The following is a 16,809-nucleotide window of genomic DNA, read 5'->3' on the forward strand; positions in this document are numbered from 1 at the left end:
GCATGACGGACGCCATCAAGATCGACGTGTGGAGCGACATCGCCTGCCCCTGGTGCTACATCGGCAAGCGGAATCTCGAGAACGGGCTGGCCGCGGCCTCCGCGGACACCGACGCCCCCGCCGTGGAGGTGACCTACCACTCCTTCGAGCTGTCGCCCGATACGCCCGTCGACTTCGAGGGCGACGAGCTCGACTTCCTCGCCCAGCACAAGGGCATGCCGCGTACGCAGGTGCAGCAGATGCTCGAGCGGGTGACCGGCGTCGCGGCCGATGCCGGCCTCGAGTACCGCTTCGATCTGCTCAAGCACACCAACACCGTGAAGGCCCACGAGCTCCTGCACTTCGCGAAGGAGCAGGGTCGTCAGCACGAGCTCGCCGAGCGCCTGATGGCGGCGTACTTCACCGAGGGGCGCCATCTCGGCCGTGAGGACGAGCTCGTCGACCTCGCAGTCGATGCCGGACTCGACGCCGACGCCGCTCGCGACGCGCTGCAGAGCGGCCGCTACCTTGAAGCCGTGCGCGCAGATCAGGCGCAGGCTGCCGCGTACGGCATCAACGGCGTCCCCTTCTTCGTGATCGACGGCAAGTACGGCGTATCGGGCGCGCAGCCGGCCGAGGCGTTCGCGCAGATCGTGCGGCAGGTCTGGTCCGAGCACCGCGAGCCCGCCGAGGTCGACGCCTGAGCGCATGCAGAGGACGGGCCCGCCGCGACGAATCGCGGCGGGCCCGTTCGGTCTCCGGGGTCAGCGGGGCAGGTTCGCCTCGATGACCCCGACGATCGACGGATCGTCGGGCTTGACGTTCGGACGGAAGCGGTGGATGCCGCCCTCCGGTGTCAGCACGAATTTCTCGAAGTTCCAGACGATCGGGCCCTTCTTGCCCTCAGCGTCGCGCGACTTCTTCAGTGCCTTGTACACCGGCGCGGCGCCGGGACCGTTGACCTTGATCTTGTCGAAGACGGGGAAGGTCACGCCCCATGTGACCGAGCAGTACTCGAGGATCTCCTCCATCGATCCCGGCTCCTGGCCCATGAACTGGTTGCACGGGAAGCCGAGCACCGTGAAGCCGCGGTCGGCGTACGCCCTCTGCAGCTGCTCGAGCTGCTCGTACTGCGGGGTCAGCCCGCACTTGGAGGCGACGTTGACGACGAGGACCACCTGATCGCCGTAATCGGCGAGCCTCGCGGTGCCGCCGTCGGCGGTGTCGAAGGGGATCTCGCGCAGGTCGGTCAGGGTGGCTTCGGTCATGCCCCCAGGCTAAGCCCTCCACATGGGGAGGAGGCCATTCAGCCAAGCGACGGATTCCTGTAAGAGAATGGAACGCGTGACGACTGCCCTCGCCCCCGCGCGCGCCCTGCGTATCGGGCCCATCGAACTCGACGCCCCCGTGGTGCTCGCGCCGATGGCGGGCATCACCAACACCGCCTTCCGGCGCCTGTGCCGCGAGTACGGCGCGGGCCTCTACGTGAGCGAGATGATCACGACGCGCGCCCTCGTCGAGCGCAACGCCACGACGATGCGCCTCATCACGCACCACGAGTCCGAGACCCCGCGCTCGATTCAGCTGTACGGCGTCGACCCCGCCACGACCGAGGCAGCCGTGCGCCTGCTCGTCGAAGAGGATCGCGCCGATCACATCGATCTGAACTTCGGTTGCCCCGTTCCCAAGGTCACCCGCAAGGGCGGCGGCGCGGCGCTTCCGTGGAAGCTCGGGCTGTTCCGCGACATCGTGACGCGCGCCGCGCGCGCTGCCGGCGACATCCCGCTCACCGTCAAGATGCGCAAGGGCATCGACGCCGACCATCTGACCTATCTCGATGCGGGACGCATCGCCGAGGACGCCGGGGTCGCCGCCGTCGCGCTGCATGCGCGCACCGCGTCGGAGTTCTACTCGGGCGAGGCCGACTGGTCGGCGATCGCCCGGCTCAAAGAGGCGGTCACGAGTGTCCCCGTGCTCGGCAACGGCGACATCTGGTCCGCCGACGACGCAGTGCGCATGATGCACGAGACGGGCTGCGACGGCGTCGTCGTCGGACGCGGATGCCTCGGGCGACCGTGGCTGTTCGGCGATCTCGCCCGCGCACTGGGCGGGCCCGGCGCCGCTCCGGCCGAGCCGGTGGATGCGACGCTCGGCTTCGTCGCCCGGGCCTTCCGGCGGCATGCGGAGCTGCTCGTGGAGTTCTTCGAGGACGAGGGCCGCGGCTGTCGCGACATCCGCAAGCACGTCGCCTGGTACTTCAAGGGCTATCCCGTCGGCGGCGAGCTGCGTGCGAGCCTCGCCACCGCGTCGAGTCTCGCCGAGATCGACGATCTGCTCGCCACCCTCGATTCCTCCGCCCCGTATCCGGGCGCGGCCGCCGAAGGCCAGCGCGGTCGCGCCGGCACTCCGAAGCGGCCCGCTCTGCCCGACCGTTGGCTCGAGTCCCGCGAGCTGAGCGCCGAGGCCACCACCGCCATCGCCGAAGCGGAACTCGATCACAGTGGCGGGTGATCCGGCCGGCACGTCGGAGCGCCCGGTGGGGTACGACGACGCCGACGCCGCCCGCTTCCACGCCGAGCACCACCGATCGCAGCGCGACGACTTCGCGCGCGACCGCGCCCGCGTGCTGCACTCCGCGGCCCTGCGCCGCCTGGCGGCCAAGACGCAGGTGCTGAGCCCGGCGAGCCCTGCCGACTTCGCGCGCAACCGACTGACGCACTCGCTCGAGGTCGCCCAGGTCGGCCGTGAGCTGGCGACGGCGCTCGACCTCGCCGCCGACGTCGTCGACACCGCCTGCCTCAGCCACGACCTCGGGCACCCGCCCTTCGGACACAACGGCGAACGCGCGCTGAACGAGTGGGCCGAGGACTTCGGCGGCTTCGAGGGCAACGCGCAGACGCTGCGCATCCTCACGCGTCTCGAGCCGAAGGTGATCGACGCCGACGGGCGCAGCTTCGGCCTCAACCTCACGAGGGCGAGCCTGGACGCGGCGTGCAAGTACCCGTGGACGGCGGATCATCCGCTGCCCGATCCGGGCGGCCGGCTCAAGTTCGGGGTCTACCCCGAAGACGAAGAGGTGTTCCGCTGGCTCCGCGCCGAGGCGCCCGGGCGCGTCCGCTGCATCGAGGCCGAGGTCATGGACCTGTCCGACGACATCGCCTACTCGGTCCACGACTTCGAGGACGCGATCGTCAACGGGTACCTCGATCCCGCGCGCCTGGCCGATCCGCGCGAGCACGAGTGGCTGCTCACCGCGATCCAGTCCTGGGTCGGGTTCGACTTCGCCCGCGACGAGCTCGAAGACGCCCTGTTCCGGCTCACCCGCATCCCGGAGTGGATCGATTCGTTCGACGGCACCCGTGCCGCCCTGGCACGCCTGAAGAACCTCACGTCCGATCTCATCGGGCGCTTCGCGCGCGCGGCGACCACCGCCACGCGCGAGTCGTACGCGACCTCCGTGCTCACCCGCTATCGCGGGCACCTGGTCGTGCCCCGCATCGTCGAGGCCGAGATGGCGGTGCTCAAGGGCACCATCGGGGCGGCGGTCGTGTCGATCGAAGGCCGCAAGGACCTCTACAAGGAGCAGCGCCGCGTCCTCAAGCGCCTCGCGACGGCGCTGTGGGAGCGCCCCGAGGCGCTCGACCCGCTCCACACGGAGGACTTCGCAGCGGCCGAGACGGATGCTGCGCGCCGCCGCGTCGTCGTCGACCAGGTCGCGAGCCTCACCGATCAGCTGGCGATCGCATGGCACGGCTCGCTCGTCGGACCGGTGGATGCGGCATCCGTCGGCGTCTGGGCACCCGGCGCGCGCCCCATGGACACCGCCTCCCGCTCCTTCCGCGCGTCGTCCGAGGTCCGCTGATGGCGGGGCGGATCCGGCAGGCCGACGTCGACGAGGTGAAGGCGCGCACGAACATCGCCGACATCATCGGCGAGCGGGTGGCGCTCAAGTCCGCGGGCGTCGGCTCGATGAAGGGGCTGTGCCCGTTCCACGACGAGCGGAGCCCGAGCTTCAACGTCCGTCCGCAGGCCGGCTTCTACCACTGCTTCGGCTGCGGCGAATCCGGCGATGTGTACTCGTTCCTGCGCGCGATGGACCACGTCACCTTCACCGAGGCCGTCGAGCGGCTCGCCGGCCGCATCGGGTACGCGCTGCACTACGAGGACGGCGGCGCCGCCCCGGAGCACACCGGCCGCGCGCGCCTGTACGCCGCGAACGCCGCGGCGGCGGAGTTCTTCCGAACCCAGCTCATGACGCCCGAGGCCGACATCGCCCGCCGCTTCCTCGGCCAGCGCGGCTTCGACGCCGGCGCCGCGGCCCACTTCGGCGTGGGATTCGCCCCCAAGGGCTGGGAGGGCATGACCAAGGCGCTCCGCACGCAGGGCTTCACCGACGAGGAGCTCTCGTCGGCGGGCCTCGTCTCACAGGGCCAGCGCGGTGTCTACGACCGCTTCCGCGGCCGGGTGGTCTGGCCGATCCGCGACGTCACGGGGCAGGTGATCGGGTTCGGGGCGCGCAAGCTCTTCGACGACGACAACGGCCCGAAGTACCTGAACACCCCCGAGACGACGATCTACAAGAAGGCGCAGGTGCTCTACGGCCTCGACCTCGCCAAGCGGGAGGTCTCGCGTCAGCACCAGGTCGTCGTGGTGGAGGGCTACACCGATGTCATGGCGTGCCACCTCGCCGGGATCACGACGGCGATCGCGACGTGCGGCACCGCGTTCGGCGCCGACCACATCACCGTGCTCCGACGCGTGATGGGCGACGACTCGACGGCGGGCGAGGTCGTCTTCACGTTCGACCCGGATGCCGCGGGCCAGAAGGCGGCGCTGCGCGCCTTCGCCGACGCCAAGCGGTTCAACGCGCAGACGTACGTCGCAACGGGCCCGGATGGGCTCGATCCCTGCGATCTGCGCCTCGCCCGGGGCGACGGCGCCGTGCGAGCGCTCCTCGAGACGAAGGTCCCGATGGTCGAGTTCGTACTCGACCAGCGCATCTCGGGCTACGACCTGCGCACCGTGGAGGGCCGCGTCGGCGCGCTGCGCACCGCCGCCCCCGTCGTCGCCGAGCTGCGCGACCCGCTCCTCCAGCCCGAGTACGTGCGCGTGCTCGCCCGTCGGCTCGGTATGGACACCGAGGACGTGCGCCGCGAGGTCGAGCGGGCCGGTCGCACCCCCGGCGGAGCGGGGCGTCGTGAGGCAGCTTCCCACGGCGGTGAGCCACCCGAGGCCCCGGTCGACGACGCGGCGCTGCGCGTCACGCTCGCGACCCTTCCGCGCACTCCCGATGTCGGTCTCGAGCGCGATGCGCTGATGGGTGTGCTGCAGTTCGGTCACCGCATGGACCCGTCGCTCATCGCACGCGCGCTCGACCTCTCGTTCCGGCATCCGGCGCTCGATGCCGTACGTGTCGCCGTCCGCGACGCTTCCGGAATGCAGCGTCCCGGCTGGGCGGTGGATGCCGTCGCCACCGTCCGCGAGCCCTACCGGTCTCTCGCCGCCGAGCTGCTCGCGGGAGACTTCCCGGCCCTGAGCGACGACGCCGCCGTCTCCTCGGCGAGCGATCTCGCCCGCCGCCTCGTGATGCGCGGCTTCGATCGCGATAAGGCGGAACTGCTGGGCGCGATCCAGCGCGTCCCTGCCGATTCGGAGGAGGGGCGCGCCATCCGGCTCCGTCTGCGTGAACTCGATGCGAGGCGCCAGGCCCTCGCTGACGAGGGATCCTGAACCGATCCCGTCGGCTGGCGTCGCGGCCGGTCGCACGGCAGGATGAGGACATGACTCGCCGACGAGACGCGGATGTCGCGATCGACTGTTCTGATCTGTCGATCGCCCGCTCCGGCCGCGGCGGTCCCGCCCAGCGCGTCGTCGACGGCGTCTCGTTCCGGCTGCCGCACGGCGGCATCCTCGCGCTGATGGGTCCGACCGGGTCCGGCAAGTCGTCGCTTGCGGCGGTGCTGGCGGGAGCCGACGAACCCGGTCTCGCCGTCGTCGGCGGTCGCGGACTCGTCGAGGGCGTCGCGGTGCGGCGTCCCGGCCGGGCCCACCGTTATCTGACGTACTACGCCGGCTACGTTCCGCAGTCGGCCGGCGCGCACCTCCCGGCCCGCCTCACCGTCGCCGAGGTCATCGGCGAGCCCATCACCAGCCGGGACCGTCGCGTGAGCTCGCGCGCGCTCGCGGTGCGGGTCGCATCCCTCCTCGATGAGCTGATGCTGCCGCTCGGAGCCGCGCCGAAGTATCCGTACGAGCTCAGTGCGGGCATGCGACAGCGCGTCGCGCTCGCCAGGGCGCTGGTGCTCCAGCCGCGCGTGCTGATCGCGGATGAGCCCTTCGCGAACATGGACGTCGAGGTGCGCAAAGCCGCGCGCGAGGCGGTGCTCCGCCGTCGCAGCGAGCTTGACATGGCGGCTCTCATCGTGACCAACGAGCCCGATGTGGTGCGCGAACTGGACGCGGATGTGCTCGTGCTGCGCGCGGGCCACGCGGTCGCCTTCGGACACGGCATGCAGGACCTGCTGTGGACGCCCGACGGCCAGACGGACCGACGCGTGGTCAACTACTGATCCCACCCGATGGTCATGAGCACCGGTCCAGCTTTGCTAGTATGGACTGGTTGCCCGCACGAGAGTGCGGAACATTCCTCCATAGCTCAATTGGCAGAGCAATCGGCTGTTAACCGATAGGTTCTTGGTTCGAGTCCAAGTGGGGGAGCGAAGGCCTCGGGGCTCCACCCCCGGGGCTTTCTTCGTCTCCGGGTTTGCGATCGAGGAGTGCATATGGCGGCTCGCGCGAAGTCTCCGCCGCGTCTTGCGGTCGAGGGCGGCGTCCCCGCTCCGGCGCCGATCTACCGCTCCGTCCCGCTGCTGATCGCCCTCGCCGCGTACGGCGCCGACGTTCTGTGGGTCGGGCTCGTCGAGCTGTTCGGCGGTGAGCCGTGGATGTTCCCCGTCTCGGTGTCCGCGCCGTGGCTCTTCCTCGCTCTGGTGCCGTCGATCGTCGCGGTCCTGCTCGCCGTGCGAGGGATCGCGCTGTGGTCGCTCCTGTTGGCGGTGCTCAGCGTCTGGCTCGTCCCGACCGGAATCGCCACGATCGTCGTCGTGCTCGTCGCGCTGGGGACCGCGCGCGGCATCCGCCGCCAATGGGCCGCGCATGACCTCGACTCCGTGATCGCCACCGCAGCGGCACACCGACTCCCGGTGCTCGTCGTGCAGCACGTCGCCGGCAGGCCGGGTGCCCGCAAGACCACCGACACCACCCAGGTGCAGGTGCGGGACGTCGACACCGGCGAACTGTCCACGGCGCGGGTCTGGGGACCGATGCGGGCGGGGACGACGTTCGTGCGCCAGGGGATGAACGTCATCGCCCAGGCGCCGCCCGGAGCGGACGCCGAGTTGCGTCGATGGGTCGACCGCCGGAATCGCCGGAACGACGACTGATCGATCGGTCCGCTGATCAGGCGTCGAGGTCGTCGATGCCCGGCGTCCAGGAACTGCCCGGCCGGCCCCAGCCGCGCTTGCGCGCGATCTTCTGCACGGTCTTCCAGTCGCCGTCGTCCAGGCGGTCGACGTAGAGGATGCCGTCGAGGTGGTCGAACTCGTGCTGCATGATGCGCGCCCGCCAGCCGTCGACCTGGATGCGGACCGGCTCGCCCTCGAGGTCGGTTCCCGTCACGAGCACCTCGTCGGACCGCCGCAGCGGGAACCGCTCGCCGGGGAACGACAGGCACCCCTCGGACTCCTCGTCGGGGTCGGGCGCGCCGGGCTCGAGGGGCTTCATCCAGAGCTCCGGGTTGACGATCACGCCGCGCCAGGGCGCGCCGTCGTCGTCGGCGTAGGTGTACGTGTAGATGCGCAGCGGCACGCCGACCTGAGGCGCCGCGAGCCCCACGCCGGGTGCGGCATCCATCGTCTCGAACATGTCGGCGACCAGCGTGCGGATCTCGTCGGTGATCGCTTCGACGGCGGAGGCGGGGGAGTGCAGGACGGGATCGCCCATGATGCGAATCGGGAGAACAGCCACGCCTTGAGCCTATCGACAGGCGCCTGCGGCTAGTGTCGTCATGTGGTGTGGACTGCGGTGGAGATCGAGGACATCGGCGATCAACTCGTCGGCGTGTTCCAGAATCCCAACATCCTCATCGGCATCCCGCTGGCCCTGCTCGGAGCGGTCTTCATGTCGTTCGGAGCGCAGTACCAGCACCGGGGCGTCACGAAGGTCGAGCGCCTGTACGGCTCGCAGAGCAACGGCGGACTGGGCGTCAACCACCTGCTGAGGCTGCTGGCGCGACCGTCGTGGGTGATCGGCACGGTGATGCTGGGGCTCGCGATCGTCTGCCAGCTCTGGGCCCTCGCCTTCGCGCCGCTGATCGTGGTCCAGCCGCTGGGCGCCATCGCGCTGGTGATCACGACGCTCCTCAACGCGCAGATCAGCGGCCACAGGCCGACGCGGCGATCGCTCATCGCGATCTCCGCGTGCGTCGGAGGCATCTTCATCTTCGTCACGATCGCGGCGCTGTTCGCGACCGAGAAGCCGGTGTCCAACGGCCAGCTCATCACCATCCTGGTGCTGCTGGGCGTGGTCACCATCGTCTTCGCGGGTCTGTGGATCTGGCTGCGCACGCGCATGGGGGCGCTGTTCTACATCATCGCCGCAGGCGTCATCTACGGCTTCGTGGCGACGCTCGCGAAGGTCGTCATCGTGCGCATCCAGGCGCAGGACTTCGACTGGCTCACTTTCACGTGCCTCGCCGCCCTGATCGCGGGCGCCATCGTGGGCGCGTACTTCGTGCAGAACGCGTACGCCTCGGGTCCGCCCGATCTCGTCGTCGCCGGCCTCACCGTGATCGACCCCATCGTCGCGATCTTCATCGGGCTCACCGTCCTGCAGGAGGCTGCCGGCGCGCCGGTCTGGGTCTACGTCACCTTCGCCCTCGTGGGGGCGGTCGCGGTGTGGGGCGTCTTCCAGCTCGCCCGGCACCATCCACAGGTGCTCAGCGAGAGCCAGGAGCTGCCGATCCAGCGGGGGAGCACCGGTGGGACGACGGATTCCGCACACCCCCACACCGCCTCGATCAAGGTCACCGAGGCCGTCGCGAAGGTGTGGCCGGAACCGCCGGTCAAGGATCCGGCGGACGACGCCGAGGGCAAGCCGGGCAGGTAGGCTCGTCAGCGCACGCCAGGTGCAGGGGGCGGTGGCCAAGCTGGTCAAGGCAGCGGGCTCATAACCCGACGATCGTGGGTTCAAGTCCCACCCGCCCTACGTCTCGAGGTCCGTCGCAGTCCGCCGGCTGCGACGGACCTCGACCCGTTTCGCACCCCGGATCACAGGCGGATGAGAAATTCGTTCATACCCCTAACTTTCGGAGGGGGAACCACTGACGGCCCGCCCGGTTTGCCTGTAGCGTCAGCGGCAGCAACTGTCCCTCGCGCCTTTTGGAGGCGAACAATGAAGTTCTTGCAGAGGCTCGGCAGGTCGATCATGCTCCCGGTGGCTGTGCTGCCGGTGGCTGCGATCCTGTCCGGCATTTCGTACTGGATCAGCGACGGCGGGAAGAGTCCCAACATCGCCTCGGCCTTCCTCGGAGCAGCGGGCGGCTCGCTGCTCGACAACATGGCGCTGCTGTTCGCCGTCGGCATCGCGCTCGGCATGGCGCAGAAATCCGACGGAACGTCAGCCCTGGCCGGACTCGTGTCGTGGCTGGTGGTGACGACGCTCCTGAAGCCCGAGACGGTGGCGCTCTACACGGGTGTCGCGGATGTCAACGAGGTGGACCCCTCGTTCTTGAGGGTGCAGAACGTCTTCGTCGGCATCATCTGCGGCCTGATCGGCGCATTCTGCTACAACCGCTTCAAGGACACCAAGCTGCCCGACGCCCTGTCGTTCTTCTCGGGCAAGCGTTCGGTCGCGATCGTGACGGCGGGTATCTCGCTCGTCGTCGCCATCGCGCTGTACTTCGTATGGCCTTGGGTATACGGCGGACTCGTCACGTTCGGCGAATGGATCGTCACGCTCGGCGCCTTCGGGACGGGGATCTACGGCTTCCTCAACCGCCTGCTCATCCCCGTGGGCCTGCACCATGCGCTCAACTCGGTGTTCTGGTTCGACGTCGCCGGCATCAACGACCTCAACAACTTCCTCTCCGGAGAAGGCACGTACGGGGTCACCGGTCAGTACATGACCGGATTCTTCCCGATCATGATGTTCGGTCTGCCCGGCGCCGCCCTCGCGATGTACCTCACCGCGAAGACCACGCGCAAGAAGCTCGCCTACGGCATCCTGTTCGCGGGCGCGGTCTCGTCGTTCTTCGTGGGCGTGACCGAACCGCTCGAGTTCGCCTTCATGTTCCTGGCGCCGGTGCTCTACGTGACCCACGCGCTCTTCACGGGCATCTCGATGGCGATCAGCCAGATCCTGCCGGTCCGAATGGGCTTCGGGTTCTCGGGCGGCTTCGTCGATCTCGTCCTCAACTGGATGAACCCGATGGCCCAGAACCCGTGGCTCATCCCCGTGATGGGCGTGTTCTGGTTCTTCATCTACTTCGGGGTGTTCTACTTCTTCATCAAGCGGTTCAACCTGAAGACGCCGGGCCGCGAGGACGACGACATCCTCGGCGAGGGCACCGAGTACGACACTCACGCCGCGGACGACAAGTACCTCATCACCGGCAGCCGCTTCATCGACGCGCTCGGCGGCAAAGAGAACATCCTCGAGCTCGAGAACTGCGCGACGCGCCTGCGGATGGAGATCGACGACGTCAGCAAGGTCGACGACACCGCACTCAAGCGCGCGGGCGCTGCGGGGACGATGAAGCCCGGCGGCAAGTCGGTGCAGGTGGTCTACGGCACGAACGTCCAGTTCGTGAAGGACGCGATGGAGCAGATCATCGCGGGGGAGGTCGCTGCGCCGACAGGCGCTGCGCCGGAGCCCGCCATCGCGCCCGCGGCGGGTGGCACCGCCGTCCTCACCGACACGCCCGCGACCACGGCCGTCCGGTTGCGCCAACCGCTCGAGGGCACCGTCGTGCCGTTGTCAGCGGTCCCCGATCCCACGTTCGCGCAGGGGATCATGGGCCCGGGCATCGCGATCGAACCGACGGGCGACACGGTGGTCGCGCCCGCCGACGGCACGATCGGGGCGACGTTCGACAGCAGCCACGCGGTGGCGCTCGTCCTCGCCGACGGCACCGAGCTTCTGATCCACGTCGGCATCGACACGGTGGGGATGAAGGGCGACGGCTTCCAGACGCTCGTCGAGAAGGGGCAGAAGGTCACGGCGGGCACGCCGCTGCTGCGCTTCGATCTCGCGAAGATCGAGGCCGCCGGCCACCCCGCGATCACGCCGGTGATCGTGCTCAACAACGAGAACGCAGCCGTCACCTTCGAGTGACGCCCGCGACCGGTCCACGATGAGCGGGACGGATGCCTCGACCCGAGGCATCCGTCCCGCTCTCACATCGCATTGCCGATGTAGGAGTACTTGACGAAGACCTCGGGGGCGAGACCCGCCTCCTCGAGTACGCCCTGCACGGCGCTCAGCATGTAGCTCGAGTCCCAGCCCATATAGAGCGAGTGCTCGGCGTCGAGGCGGTCCCACTGGCCGTTCCAGGACTGCGCCGTGTAGACGGGACCGCCGCGGCGCGCGCTGTACGAGACGACAGCCTCCCGCGAGTCTGCCCAGAGCCGCTTGAAGACGCGGTTGAAGAGGTACTTCACGTCGGGTACTTCCCAGTGCTCGCCGCAGTACTCGACGTACGCCCACTCCCTGTGCCATCCCGGAGGCCAGCCGCGGCGGCGGACGGCGTCGAGGATCGGGGTCAGGCCGTCGTCGTCGATCGCCGGACCGCCCGGGCGCCTCCATACCTCGACGAAGCGGCCGGTGAGCCGCATCGACCGCTCCGCGATCGCGGAAGTGCCCCAGGAGGGCAGCTCTGCCAGTTCGGCCGTCGTCGCGACGGCGCTGCGGGCGTAGAGCGGCCGCTTCTCGGGGAACGAGCGATCGAACGCGCGCTGCGCGAGGTCCTCCTCGAGGACGGTGAGGTTGCCGATGGTGTTCGCGAGCGCGCGGTGGCTGTTCTGCTCGTCTTCGCTGTACGACGCCCACTCGCGGACTCCGTCGCCGGACCACCCGTCGCCGGGGGCGAGCGGGAAGATGTGCTCGACGTCGAGGCCGGCGGCGCCGTCGACGCCGGCGATGCGGCCGAGGACGTATGGCGCGTGGGGGAGCTCCGAGTACTTCAGCGCCACCGCGATGCGCTCGTCCGACGGGGTGATGCGCGAGATCGCCGCGACGAGAGCGTCCGCGCCGGCTTCGCGCGCCCTGCAGAGACGGGCGACCAGCCGCTCCGTCCCGGTGCCGACGACCGCGCGCCGCACCAGCAGCGACTGCACCATCTCCAGCGTGTCGATGAGTTCGTCGCGCCCTAGCGCGCCCAGCTCGAAGTCGCGGTACGCGCGCATGATGAGCGGGTACATCGCCGTGCCGAAGGTGGCCAGGTACGCGAGGTGACGCGTGATCTCGGCATCCGGGGACTCCTTCGGATGCAGGAGGATCCGATACACGCGCGACAGCTCGCGCCATTCGTCCGCGTGACGGACCAGGTCGGCGAAGTCGAGACGCGGGAACTCGTGACGGAACGCGTCGTACACACCGCGCCCGCCGACGACGGTGACCTCGCGCCCGGTCCGCATGACGAGGTACTGGCGCCAGAACTCCGCGATCGCGTCGCCGGTGTTCTGCTCGATCGGCTGCCAGTGGTCGGCCTCGATCTCGCGCTGCTCGGCGTGGGTGAGGCCCATCAGCACGTAGTTGTGGATGAGCTCGTGGTCGCGCAGCGGCTCCCCGGTCGAGTTGAGGCTCTCGAAGATCTGCTGCGCGTTGGCGCCGACGCCGAGCGTGATCGCCACGTGCTCGAGTTTCTGGAGCCCCCGCCAGATGTGGGGCGCCTCCTCCACGCTGATCTGGCTGCGGAAGAAGGCGTAGTTGTCGTCGAAGCGCGAGTCCCGGTGCTCGCCGGCCGGAAGGGGGAGGTCGAGCACGACGCGCTCGAACACCGACGCCCACGCGCGGTGCGGACGCAGCTTCGTGCGCGTGGCGTCGTGCGAGTGGACGAGCACGCGCTGGAGCTGGTCGGCGAGGTCGGGATCCGTTTCGCGCACGGTGTGATGCAGGGCGGCGACGAGCAGCATGAGCGTCGTGGTGCGCTGCTGCCCGTCGATCAGCACGAGCTCGGCATCCGATCCCTCGCCGCTCGCGGAGGAGAGGATCGAGCCGATGAAGTGCATCTGCCGATCGTCCAGATCGGCCACCGCGCGGATGTCCGACAGCAGCTGCTCGCAGCCGCCGATGTCCCACCGGTACTGCCGCTGATACACCGGGACGACGATGGTCCAGTCCGCGGCGGAGAGCCAGCCGATGGTGTTGACAGCAGTGGCATCGACGTTCGTGGCAGTGACCATGGCGTGTCCAGTCTAGGCCGGGCTCCCCGCGCCGGAGCGGGCCTGCGACGGCCGCCGGATATTCACGGCGCGGACATCAGGGCCCGCAGGAGCCCCGAGGTAGGCTTGCCTAAGTTGAGCCTGTTAAAACGTGCTGGCTCACTGACCGAAAGGCATGATTCGTCATGGGTTACATCAAGTCTGCCGCTCTCGACGAGACCGGCTTCGTGGTGCTCGACTCCTACGGTGAGGAGGTCGATCCGCAGGAGTGGCTCTCGATCGAGTACGTCGACTGGAAGTCGTCGGGCGACACCCGCTTCGCGCCGCTCGCATCCGCCAAGGGCGAGATCGAGTGCAACGGCTTCTGGAACCACACACCGCCGCGCACCGACAAGGACGGCGTCTGGATCCCCGAGCAGACCGAGAAGTCGCCGACCCTGACGCGTCGCGCGCAGGAGCCCGGCGCCAACGTCGGCCGCTGCCGCATCATCGAGCTGCAGCCGAACACCTACGCGGACGCGCTGTACAACCTCCACCAGGACGACAACAACCGTCTCAACCCCGACGGCACCGGCTGGGTCGTGCGCGGCTTCTTCAACCTCACCGACGACAAGAACAGCTACTTCGTGCTGCGTGAGAACCGCACCGACCCGAGCATCGAGTACCGCGTCGCGCTCCCCGCCGGCGCCCAGCTGATCGTCGACACGCAGCGTCTCTGGCACGCCGTGCACCACGACGGCACCGAGCCGCGCTACTGCCTCATCACGTCGTGGGAGTCCGGGCCCGAGCTCGACGCCTACATGGAGAAGTACCACGCCGTGCCGACCGCGCCGCAGTTCGAGGTCTCGCAGGAGGTGCTCGACGCCGGTCAGGCCGAGCAGGCTCGCCGCGACGCCGCGCGCGCCGCGTACTACGCGGCCAAGGGCAAGGCCGAGGTCCAGGCCATGAGCGAGGCCTGAGCCTCCCGGCCTGATCGGAGAGGGCGGCGGAATCACAGTCTTGTGATTCCGCCGCCCTCTCCGCGATAATGGCGGCAGCACAACCGAACAGCACGTCATGACACCGTCACAGGTCGTAGGGGAAGACGCACCTGACGAACGGAGAGAACATGACGACACACAAAGCGCGTGGGGTGATCTTCATCCACTCCGCGCCACGAGCGTTGTGCCCCCACCTCGAGTGGGCGGTCGGGCGAGCCCTCGGCCGAGCCGTCAGCTTCGACTGGGCGGATCAGCCGGTGCTCACCGGCAGCCGGCGGTCGGAGTTCTACTGGGAGGGCTCCGCCGGGACCGGCTCCGCTCTGGCGACCGCGATCCGCGGCTGGGAGCACCTGCGCTTCGAGGTCACCGAGGATCCCACTCCGCGCAGCGACGGCGGTCGCTGGCTGCACACGCCGGGACTCGGAATCCACTACGCCCAGACTGACACCGCGGGCAACGTCGTCATCGGCGAGGACCGCATCCGGTACGCGATGGAGATCGCCGGCGGCGACGCGTTCGAGCTGCAGCGTGAGCTGGACGTGGCACTCGGAGCCGCATGGGACGAGGAGCTCGAGCCGTTCCGGCACGCGAGCGACGACGCCCCGGTCGTCTGGCTGCACAAGGTCGGCTGAGCGGCCTCCGCCCTTCATCCACCACAGACGCAGGCGGCGCGAGGCGCCACTACCGAGGCTCGGAGGCCGTGAATCCCGGGCCCTGGGACCGCGAACCGCCGCCTGACACGACAGACGCCCCCGGTCGGCTATCACCCGGGGGCGTCTTCGCGTCGCGTGGCGTCAGACCGAGCGGAAGGCGACGACGGCGTTGTGGCCGCCGAAGCCGAACGAGTTGCTGATCGCGAGCTGGTCGCCGGCGCCGAGGGCGATCGGCGACGCCGAGATGCGCAACGGGATGTCGGGGTCCTGAGTGGTGACGTTGATGGTCGGCGGCGCCTGACGCTCCTTGAGCGCCAGCAGCGTGAAGATCGCCTCGAGCGCGCCGGTGCCGCCCAGCAGGTGGCCGGTGGCGCCCTTCGTCGCCGAGACCGGGATCTCGTGGACGCGGTCTCCGAAGACGCTGAGCAGCGCCTTGTACTCGGCGATGTCGCCCGTCGGCGTCGAGGTCGCGTGAGCGTTGATGTGCGTGACCTCGTCGGGAGTCGCACCTGCCTGCTCGAGAGCGAGGCGCACGGCGCGCGAAGCGCCGAGCCCTTCGGGCTCGGGGGCGGTGATGTGGTAGGAGTCTGCCGTCACGCCCCCGCCGACGACCTCGCCGTAGATCTTGGCCCCGCGCGCCTTCGCGTGCTCCTCGGTCTCGAGCACCAGGGCAGCGGCGCCTTCGCCCATGACGAACCCGTCGCGATCGACGCTGTACGGTCGCGACGCGGTCTCGGGGGAGTCGTTGCGCTTGGACAGCGCCTGCATCGCGGCGAACGCGGCGATCGTGAGCGGGTGGATGACCGCCTCGGCGCCACCCGCGATGATGACGTCGGCGCGACCCGCGCGAAGGCTCTCGAAGGCGTTGACGAGCGACTCGGTGCTCGATGCGCACGCGGAGGCGACCGTGCGCGCGTAGGCACGGGCGTTCAGGTGCATCGAGACGGCCGCCGCAGGAGCGTTCGGCATGAGCATCGGGACGCTCATCGGCATGACCCGGCGGGGTCCCTTGGTCTTGAGCGTGTCCCAGCCGGCGAGCGTCGTCTGGAGTCCGCCGATGCCCGTGGCGAAGTCGACCGCGAACCGCTCGGGCTCGACCTCGGGCTTGCCCGCGTCCTCCCACGCCTCGAACGCCGCCACGAGCGCGAACTGCGCCGACGGGTCGAGACGGTTGGCGACCGGACGCTCCAGCACGGTGTCGGGCCGCACGAGCGCCTCCGCTGCGAAGGTCACCGGGAGCTGGTGCTCCTGCACCCATTCCTGCTGGAGGCTGTGCGTGCCGGATGCTCCGTCGAGGAGCGCCGCCCAGCTCTCGGGGGCGGTGCCGCCGACGGGGGTCGACGCGCCGATGCCGGTGACGACGATACGGGGTGTGCTCATTGAGATCAGAGTCCTCGTGGTGCTGGCCGGTGGGGGCCGCGGCCCCCACCGGGATGGTCCTACGCCTGGTTCGACGTGATGAAGGTGACGGCGTCGCCGACGGTCTTGAGGTTCTTGACCTCGTCGTCGGGGATGGTGACGCCGAACTTCTCCTCGGCGTTGACGACGATCGTCATCATCGAGATCGAGTCGATGTCGAGGTCGTCGGTGAACGACTTCTCGAGCGCGACCTCGTCGGCCGAGATACCGGTCTCGTCGGTGATGAGCTCCGCGAGTCCCGCGAGGACCTCGTCGTTGGTGAATGCCATGGGATTCTCCTGTTTGTTAGGGGTAGGCGTGCCCGAGCGGGCCGGGAATCAGTCTAGGGTCGCGGTTCGC

Annotated in this window: 15 protein-coding genes and 2 tRNA genes; 12 read left to right on the top strand and 5 right to left on the bottom strand. The window is 69.4% G+C overall.

Going from position 1 to position 16,809, the window contains the following annotated elements:
• Positions 1 to 2: 2 nt before the first annotated feature.
• On the top strand, positions 3 to 683 hold the full coding sequence (locus ACFQ7C_RS08345) for a DsbA family protein (RefSeq protein ID WP_378899055.1): 681 nt from the start codon (positions 3 to 5) through the stop codon (positions 681 to 683).
• A gap of 60 nt (positions 684 to 743) precedes the next feature.
• Here the strand turns inward: ACFQ7C_RS08345 and ACFQ7C_RS08350 are convergent, their stop codons facing one another.
• On the bottom strand, positions 744 to 1,247 hold the full coding sequence (locus tag ACFQ7C_RS08350) for a glutathione peroxidase (RefSeq protein ID WP_378899057.1): 504 nt from the start codon (positions 1,245 to 1,247) through the stop codon (positions 744 to 746).
• A gap of 67 nt (positions 1,248 to 1,314) precedes the next feature.
• On the opposite strand from ACFQ7C_RS08350, the gene dusB reads away from it, so the two are divergent.
• The 6 genes from dusB (at position 1,315) to ACFQ7C_RS08380 (ending at position 7,421) form a co-directional block, all read left to right on the top strand.
• Complete coding sequence (dusB, locus tag ACFQ7C_RS08355) at positions 1,315 to 2,490, top strand: tRNA dihydrouridine synthase DusB (protein ID WP_378899059.1); 1,176 nt, start codon at positions 1,315 to 1,317, stop codon at positions 2,488 to 2,490.
• On the top strand, positions 2,480 to 3,841 hold the full coding sequence (locus tag ACFQ7C_RS08360) for a deoxyguanosinetriphosphate triphosphohydrolase (protein ID WP_378899061.1): 1,362 nt from the start codon (positions 2,480 to 2,482) through the stop codon (positions 3,839 to 3,841). Before dusB ends, ACFQ7C_RS08360 begins: the two co-directional genes overlap by 11 nt.
• On the top strand, positions 3,841 to 5,709 hold the full coding sequence (gene dnaG, locus ACFQ7C_RS08365; protein WP_378899063.1) for a DNA primase: 1,869 nt from the start codon (positions 3,841 to 3,843) through the stop codon (positions 5,707 to 5,709). The genes ACFQ7C_RS08360 and dnaG overlap by 1 nt, the downstream gene beginning before the upstream one ends.
• A 50-nt stretch (positions 5,710 to 5,759) precedes the next feature.
• Positions 5,760 to 6,548 carry an ATP-binding cassette domain-containing protein gene (locus tag ACFQ7C_RS08370; protein ID WP_378899065.1) on the top strand — a complete coding sequence of 263 codons (789 nt, stop codon included), beginning with the start codon at positions 5,760 to 5,762 and terminating at the stop codon, positions 6,546 to 6,548.
• A 75-nt stretch (positions 6,549 to 6,623) separates the two neighbouring features.
• Positions 6,624 to 6,696, top strand: a tRNA-Asn gene (locus tag ACFQ7C_RS08375).
• Between the two features lie 65 nt (positions 6,697 to 6,761).
• Complete coding sequence (locus ACFQ7C_RS08380; protein WP_378899067.1) at positions 6,762 to 7,421, top strand: hypothetical protein; 660 nt, start codon at positions 6,762 to 6,764, stop codon at positions 7,419 to 7,421.
• Positions 7,422 to 7,437: 16 nt separating this feature from the next.
• Here the strand turns inward: ACFQ7C_RS08380 and def are convergent, their stop codons facing one another.
• Positions 7,438 to 8,004 (bottom strand): peptide deformylase, encoded by a 567-nt coding sequence (gene def / locus ACFQ7C_RS08385; protein ID WP_378899069.1) that lies wholly within the window; start codon positions 8,002 to 8,004, stop codon positions 7,438 to 7,440.
• A gap of 42 nt (positions 8,005 to 8,046) precedes the next feature.
• On the opposite strand from def, the gene ACFQ7C_RS08390 reads away from it, so the two are divergent.
• The 3 genes from ACFQ7C_RS08390 to nagE all read left to right on the top strand — a co-directional run bounded on the left by ACFQ7C_RS08390 (position 8,047) and on the right by nagE (position 11,370).
• Complete coding sequence (locus tag ACFQ7C_RS08390; RefSeq protein WP_378899071.1) at positions 8,047 to 9,144, top strand: DMT family transporter; 1,098 nt, start codon at positions 8,047 to 8,049, stop codon at positions 9,142 to 9,144.
• A 25-nt stretch (positions 9,145 to 9,169) separates the two neighbouring features.
• A tRNA-Ile gene (locus ACFQ7C_RS08395) sits at positions 9,170 to 9,243 on the top strand.
• A gap of 186 nt (positions 9,244 to 9,429) precedes the next feature.
• On the top strand, positions 9,430 to 11,370 hold the full coding sequence (nagE, locus tag ACFQ7C_RS08400; protein WP_378899073.1) for an N-acetylglucosamine-specific PTS transporter subunit IIBC: 1,941 nt from the start codon (positions 9,430 to 9,432) through the stop codon (positions 11,368 to 11,370).
• Between the two features lie 62 nt (positions 11,371 to 11,432).
• Here nagE and ACFQ7C_RS08405 read toward each other — a convergent pair whose 3' ends face one another.
• On the bottom strand, positions 11,433 to 13,439 hold the full coding sequence (locus ACFQ7C_RS08405) for a DUF262 domain-containing protein (protein ID WP_378899075.1): 2,007 nt from the start codon (positions 13,437 to 13,439) through the stop codon (positions 11,433 to 11,435).
• A gap of 164 nt (positions 13,440 to 13,603) precedes the next feature.
• Here ACFQ7C_RS08405 and ACFQ7C_RS08410 point away from each other — a divergent pair, with 164 nt between their 5' ends.
• Together ACFQ7C_RS08410 and ACFQ7C_RS08415 are read left to right on the top strand one after the other, a co-directional pair.
• Positions 13,604 to 14,377, top strand: coding sequence for a hypothetical protein (locus ACFQ7C_RS08410; RefSeq protein WP_378899077.1), 774 nt, complete (start codon positions 13,604 to 13,606; stop codon positions 14,375 to 14,377).
• 149 nt (positions 14,378 to 14,526) lie between these two features.
• Complete coding sequence (locus tag ACFQ7C_RS08415) at positions 14,527 to 15,030, top strand: DUF3145 domain-containing protein (protein ID WP_378899079.1); 504 nt, start codon at positions 14,527 to 14,529, stop codon at positions 15,028 to 15,030.
• A 162-nt stretch (positions 15,031 to 15,192) separates the two neighbouring features.
• Here ACFQ7C_RS08415 and ACFQ7C_RS08420 read toward each other — a convergent pair whose 3' ends face one another.
• Positions 15,193 to 16,431, bottom strand: coding sequence for a beta-ketoacyl-[acyl-carrier-protein] synthase family protein (locus ACFQ7C_RS08420; RefSeq protein ID WP_378899081.1), 1,239 nt, complete (start codon positions 16,429 to 16,431; stop codon positions 15,193 to 15,195).
• Between the two features lie 59 nt (positions 16,432 to 16,490).
• Positions 16,491 to 16,739 (bottom strand): acyl carrier protein, encoded by a 249-nt coding sequence (locus tag ACFQ7C_RS08425; RefSeq protein WP_013586517.1) that lies wholly within the window; start codon positions 16,737 to 16,739, stop codon positions 16,491 to 16,493.
• Positions 16,740 to 16,809: the final 70 nt, after the last annotated feature.

It is taken from the genome of Microbacterium sp. NPDC056569 (assembly GCF_042793475.1).
Lineage (GTDB): Bacteria > Actinomycetota > Actinomycetes > Actinomycetales > Microbacteriaceae > Microbacterium.

What these genes read in the sequence shown, in the direction of transcription:
- ACFQ7C_RS08420 (WP_378899081.1), bottom strand. Translation starts at nt 16,431, where the DNA reads ATGAGCACACCCCGTATCGTCGTCACCGGCATCGGCGCGTCGACCCCC.
- dnaG (WP_378899063.1), top strand. Translation starts at nt 3,841, where the DNA reads ATGGCGGGGCGGATCCGGCAGGCCGACGTCGACGAGGTGAAGGCGCGC.
- ACFQ7C_RS08380 (WP_378899067.1), top strand. Translation starts at nt 6,762, where the DNA reads ATGGCGGCTCGCGCGAAGTCTCCGCCGCGTCTTGCGGTCGAGGGCGGC.
- ACFQ7C_RS08410 (WP_378899077.1), top strand. Translation starts at nt 13,604, where the DNA reads ATGGGTTACATCAAGTCTGCCGCTCTCGACGAGACCGGCTTCGTGGTG.
- nagE (WP_378899073.1), top strand. Translation starts at nt 9,430, where the DNA reads ATGAAGTTCTTGCAGAGGCTCGGCAGGTCGATCATGCTCCCGGTGGCT.
- ACFQ7C_RS08345 (WP_378899055.1), top strand. Translation starts at nt 3, where the DNA reads ATGACGGACGCCATCAAGATCGACGTGTGGAGCGACATCGCCTGCCCC.
- ACFQ7C_RS08405 (WP_378899075.1), bottom strand. Translation starts at nt 13,439, where the DNA reads ATGGTCACTGCCACGAACGTCGATGCCACTGCTGTCAACACCATCGGC.
- ACFQ7C_RS08370 (WP_378899065.1), top strand. Translation starts at nt 5,760, where the DNA reads ATGACTCGCCGACGAGACGCGGATGTCGCGATCGACTGTTCTGATCTG.
- ACFQ7C_RS08350 (WP_378899057.1), bottom strand. Translation starts at nt 1,247, where the DNA reads ATGACCGAAGCCACCCTGACCGACCTGCGCGAGATCCCCTTCGACACC.
- ACFQ7C_RS08415 (WP_378899079.1), top strand. Translation starts at nt 14,527, where the DNA reads ATGACGACACACAAAGCGCGTGGGGTGATCTTCATCCACTCCGCGCCA.
- ACFQ7C_RS08425 (WP_013586517.1), bottom strand. Translation starts at nt 16,739, where the DNA reads ATGGCATTCACCAACGACGAGGTCCTCGCGGGACTCGCGGAGCTCATC.
- dusB (WP_378899059.1), top strand. Translation starts at nt 1,315, where the DNA reads ATGGAACGCGTGACGACTGCCCTCGCCCCCGCGCGCGCCCTGCGTATC.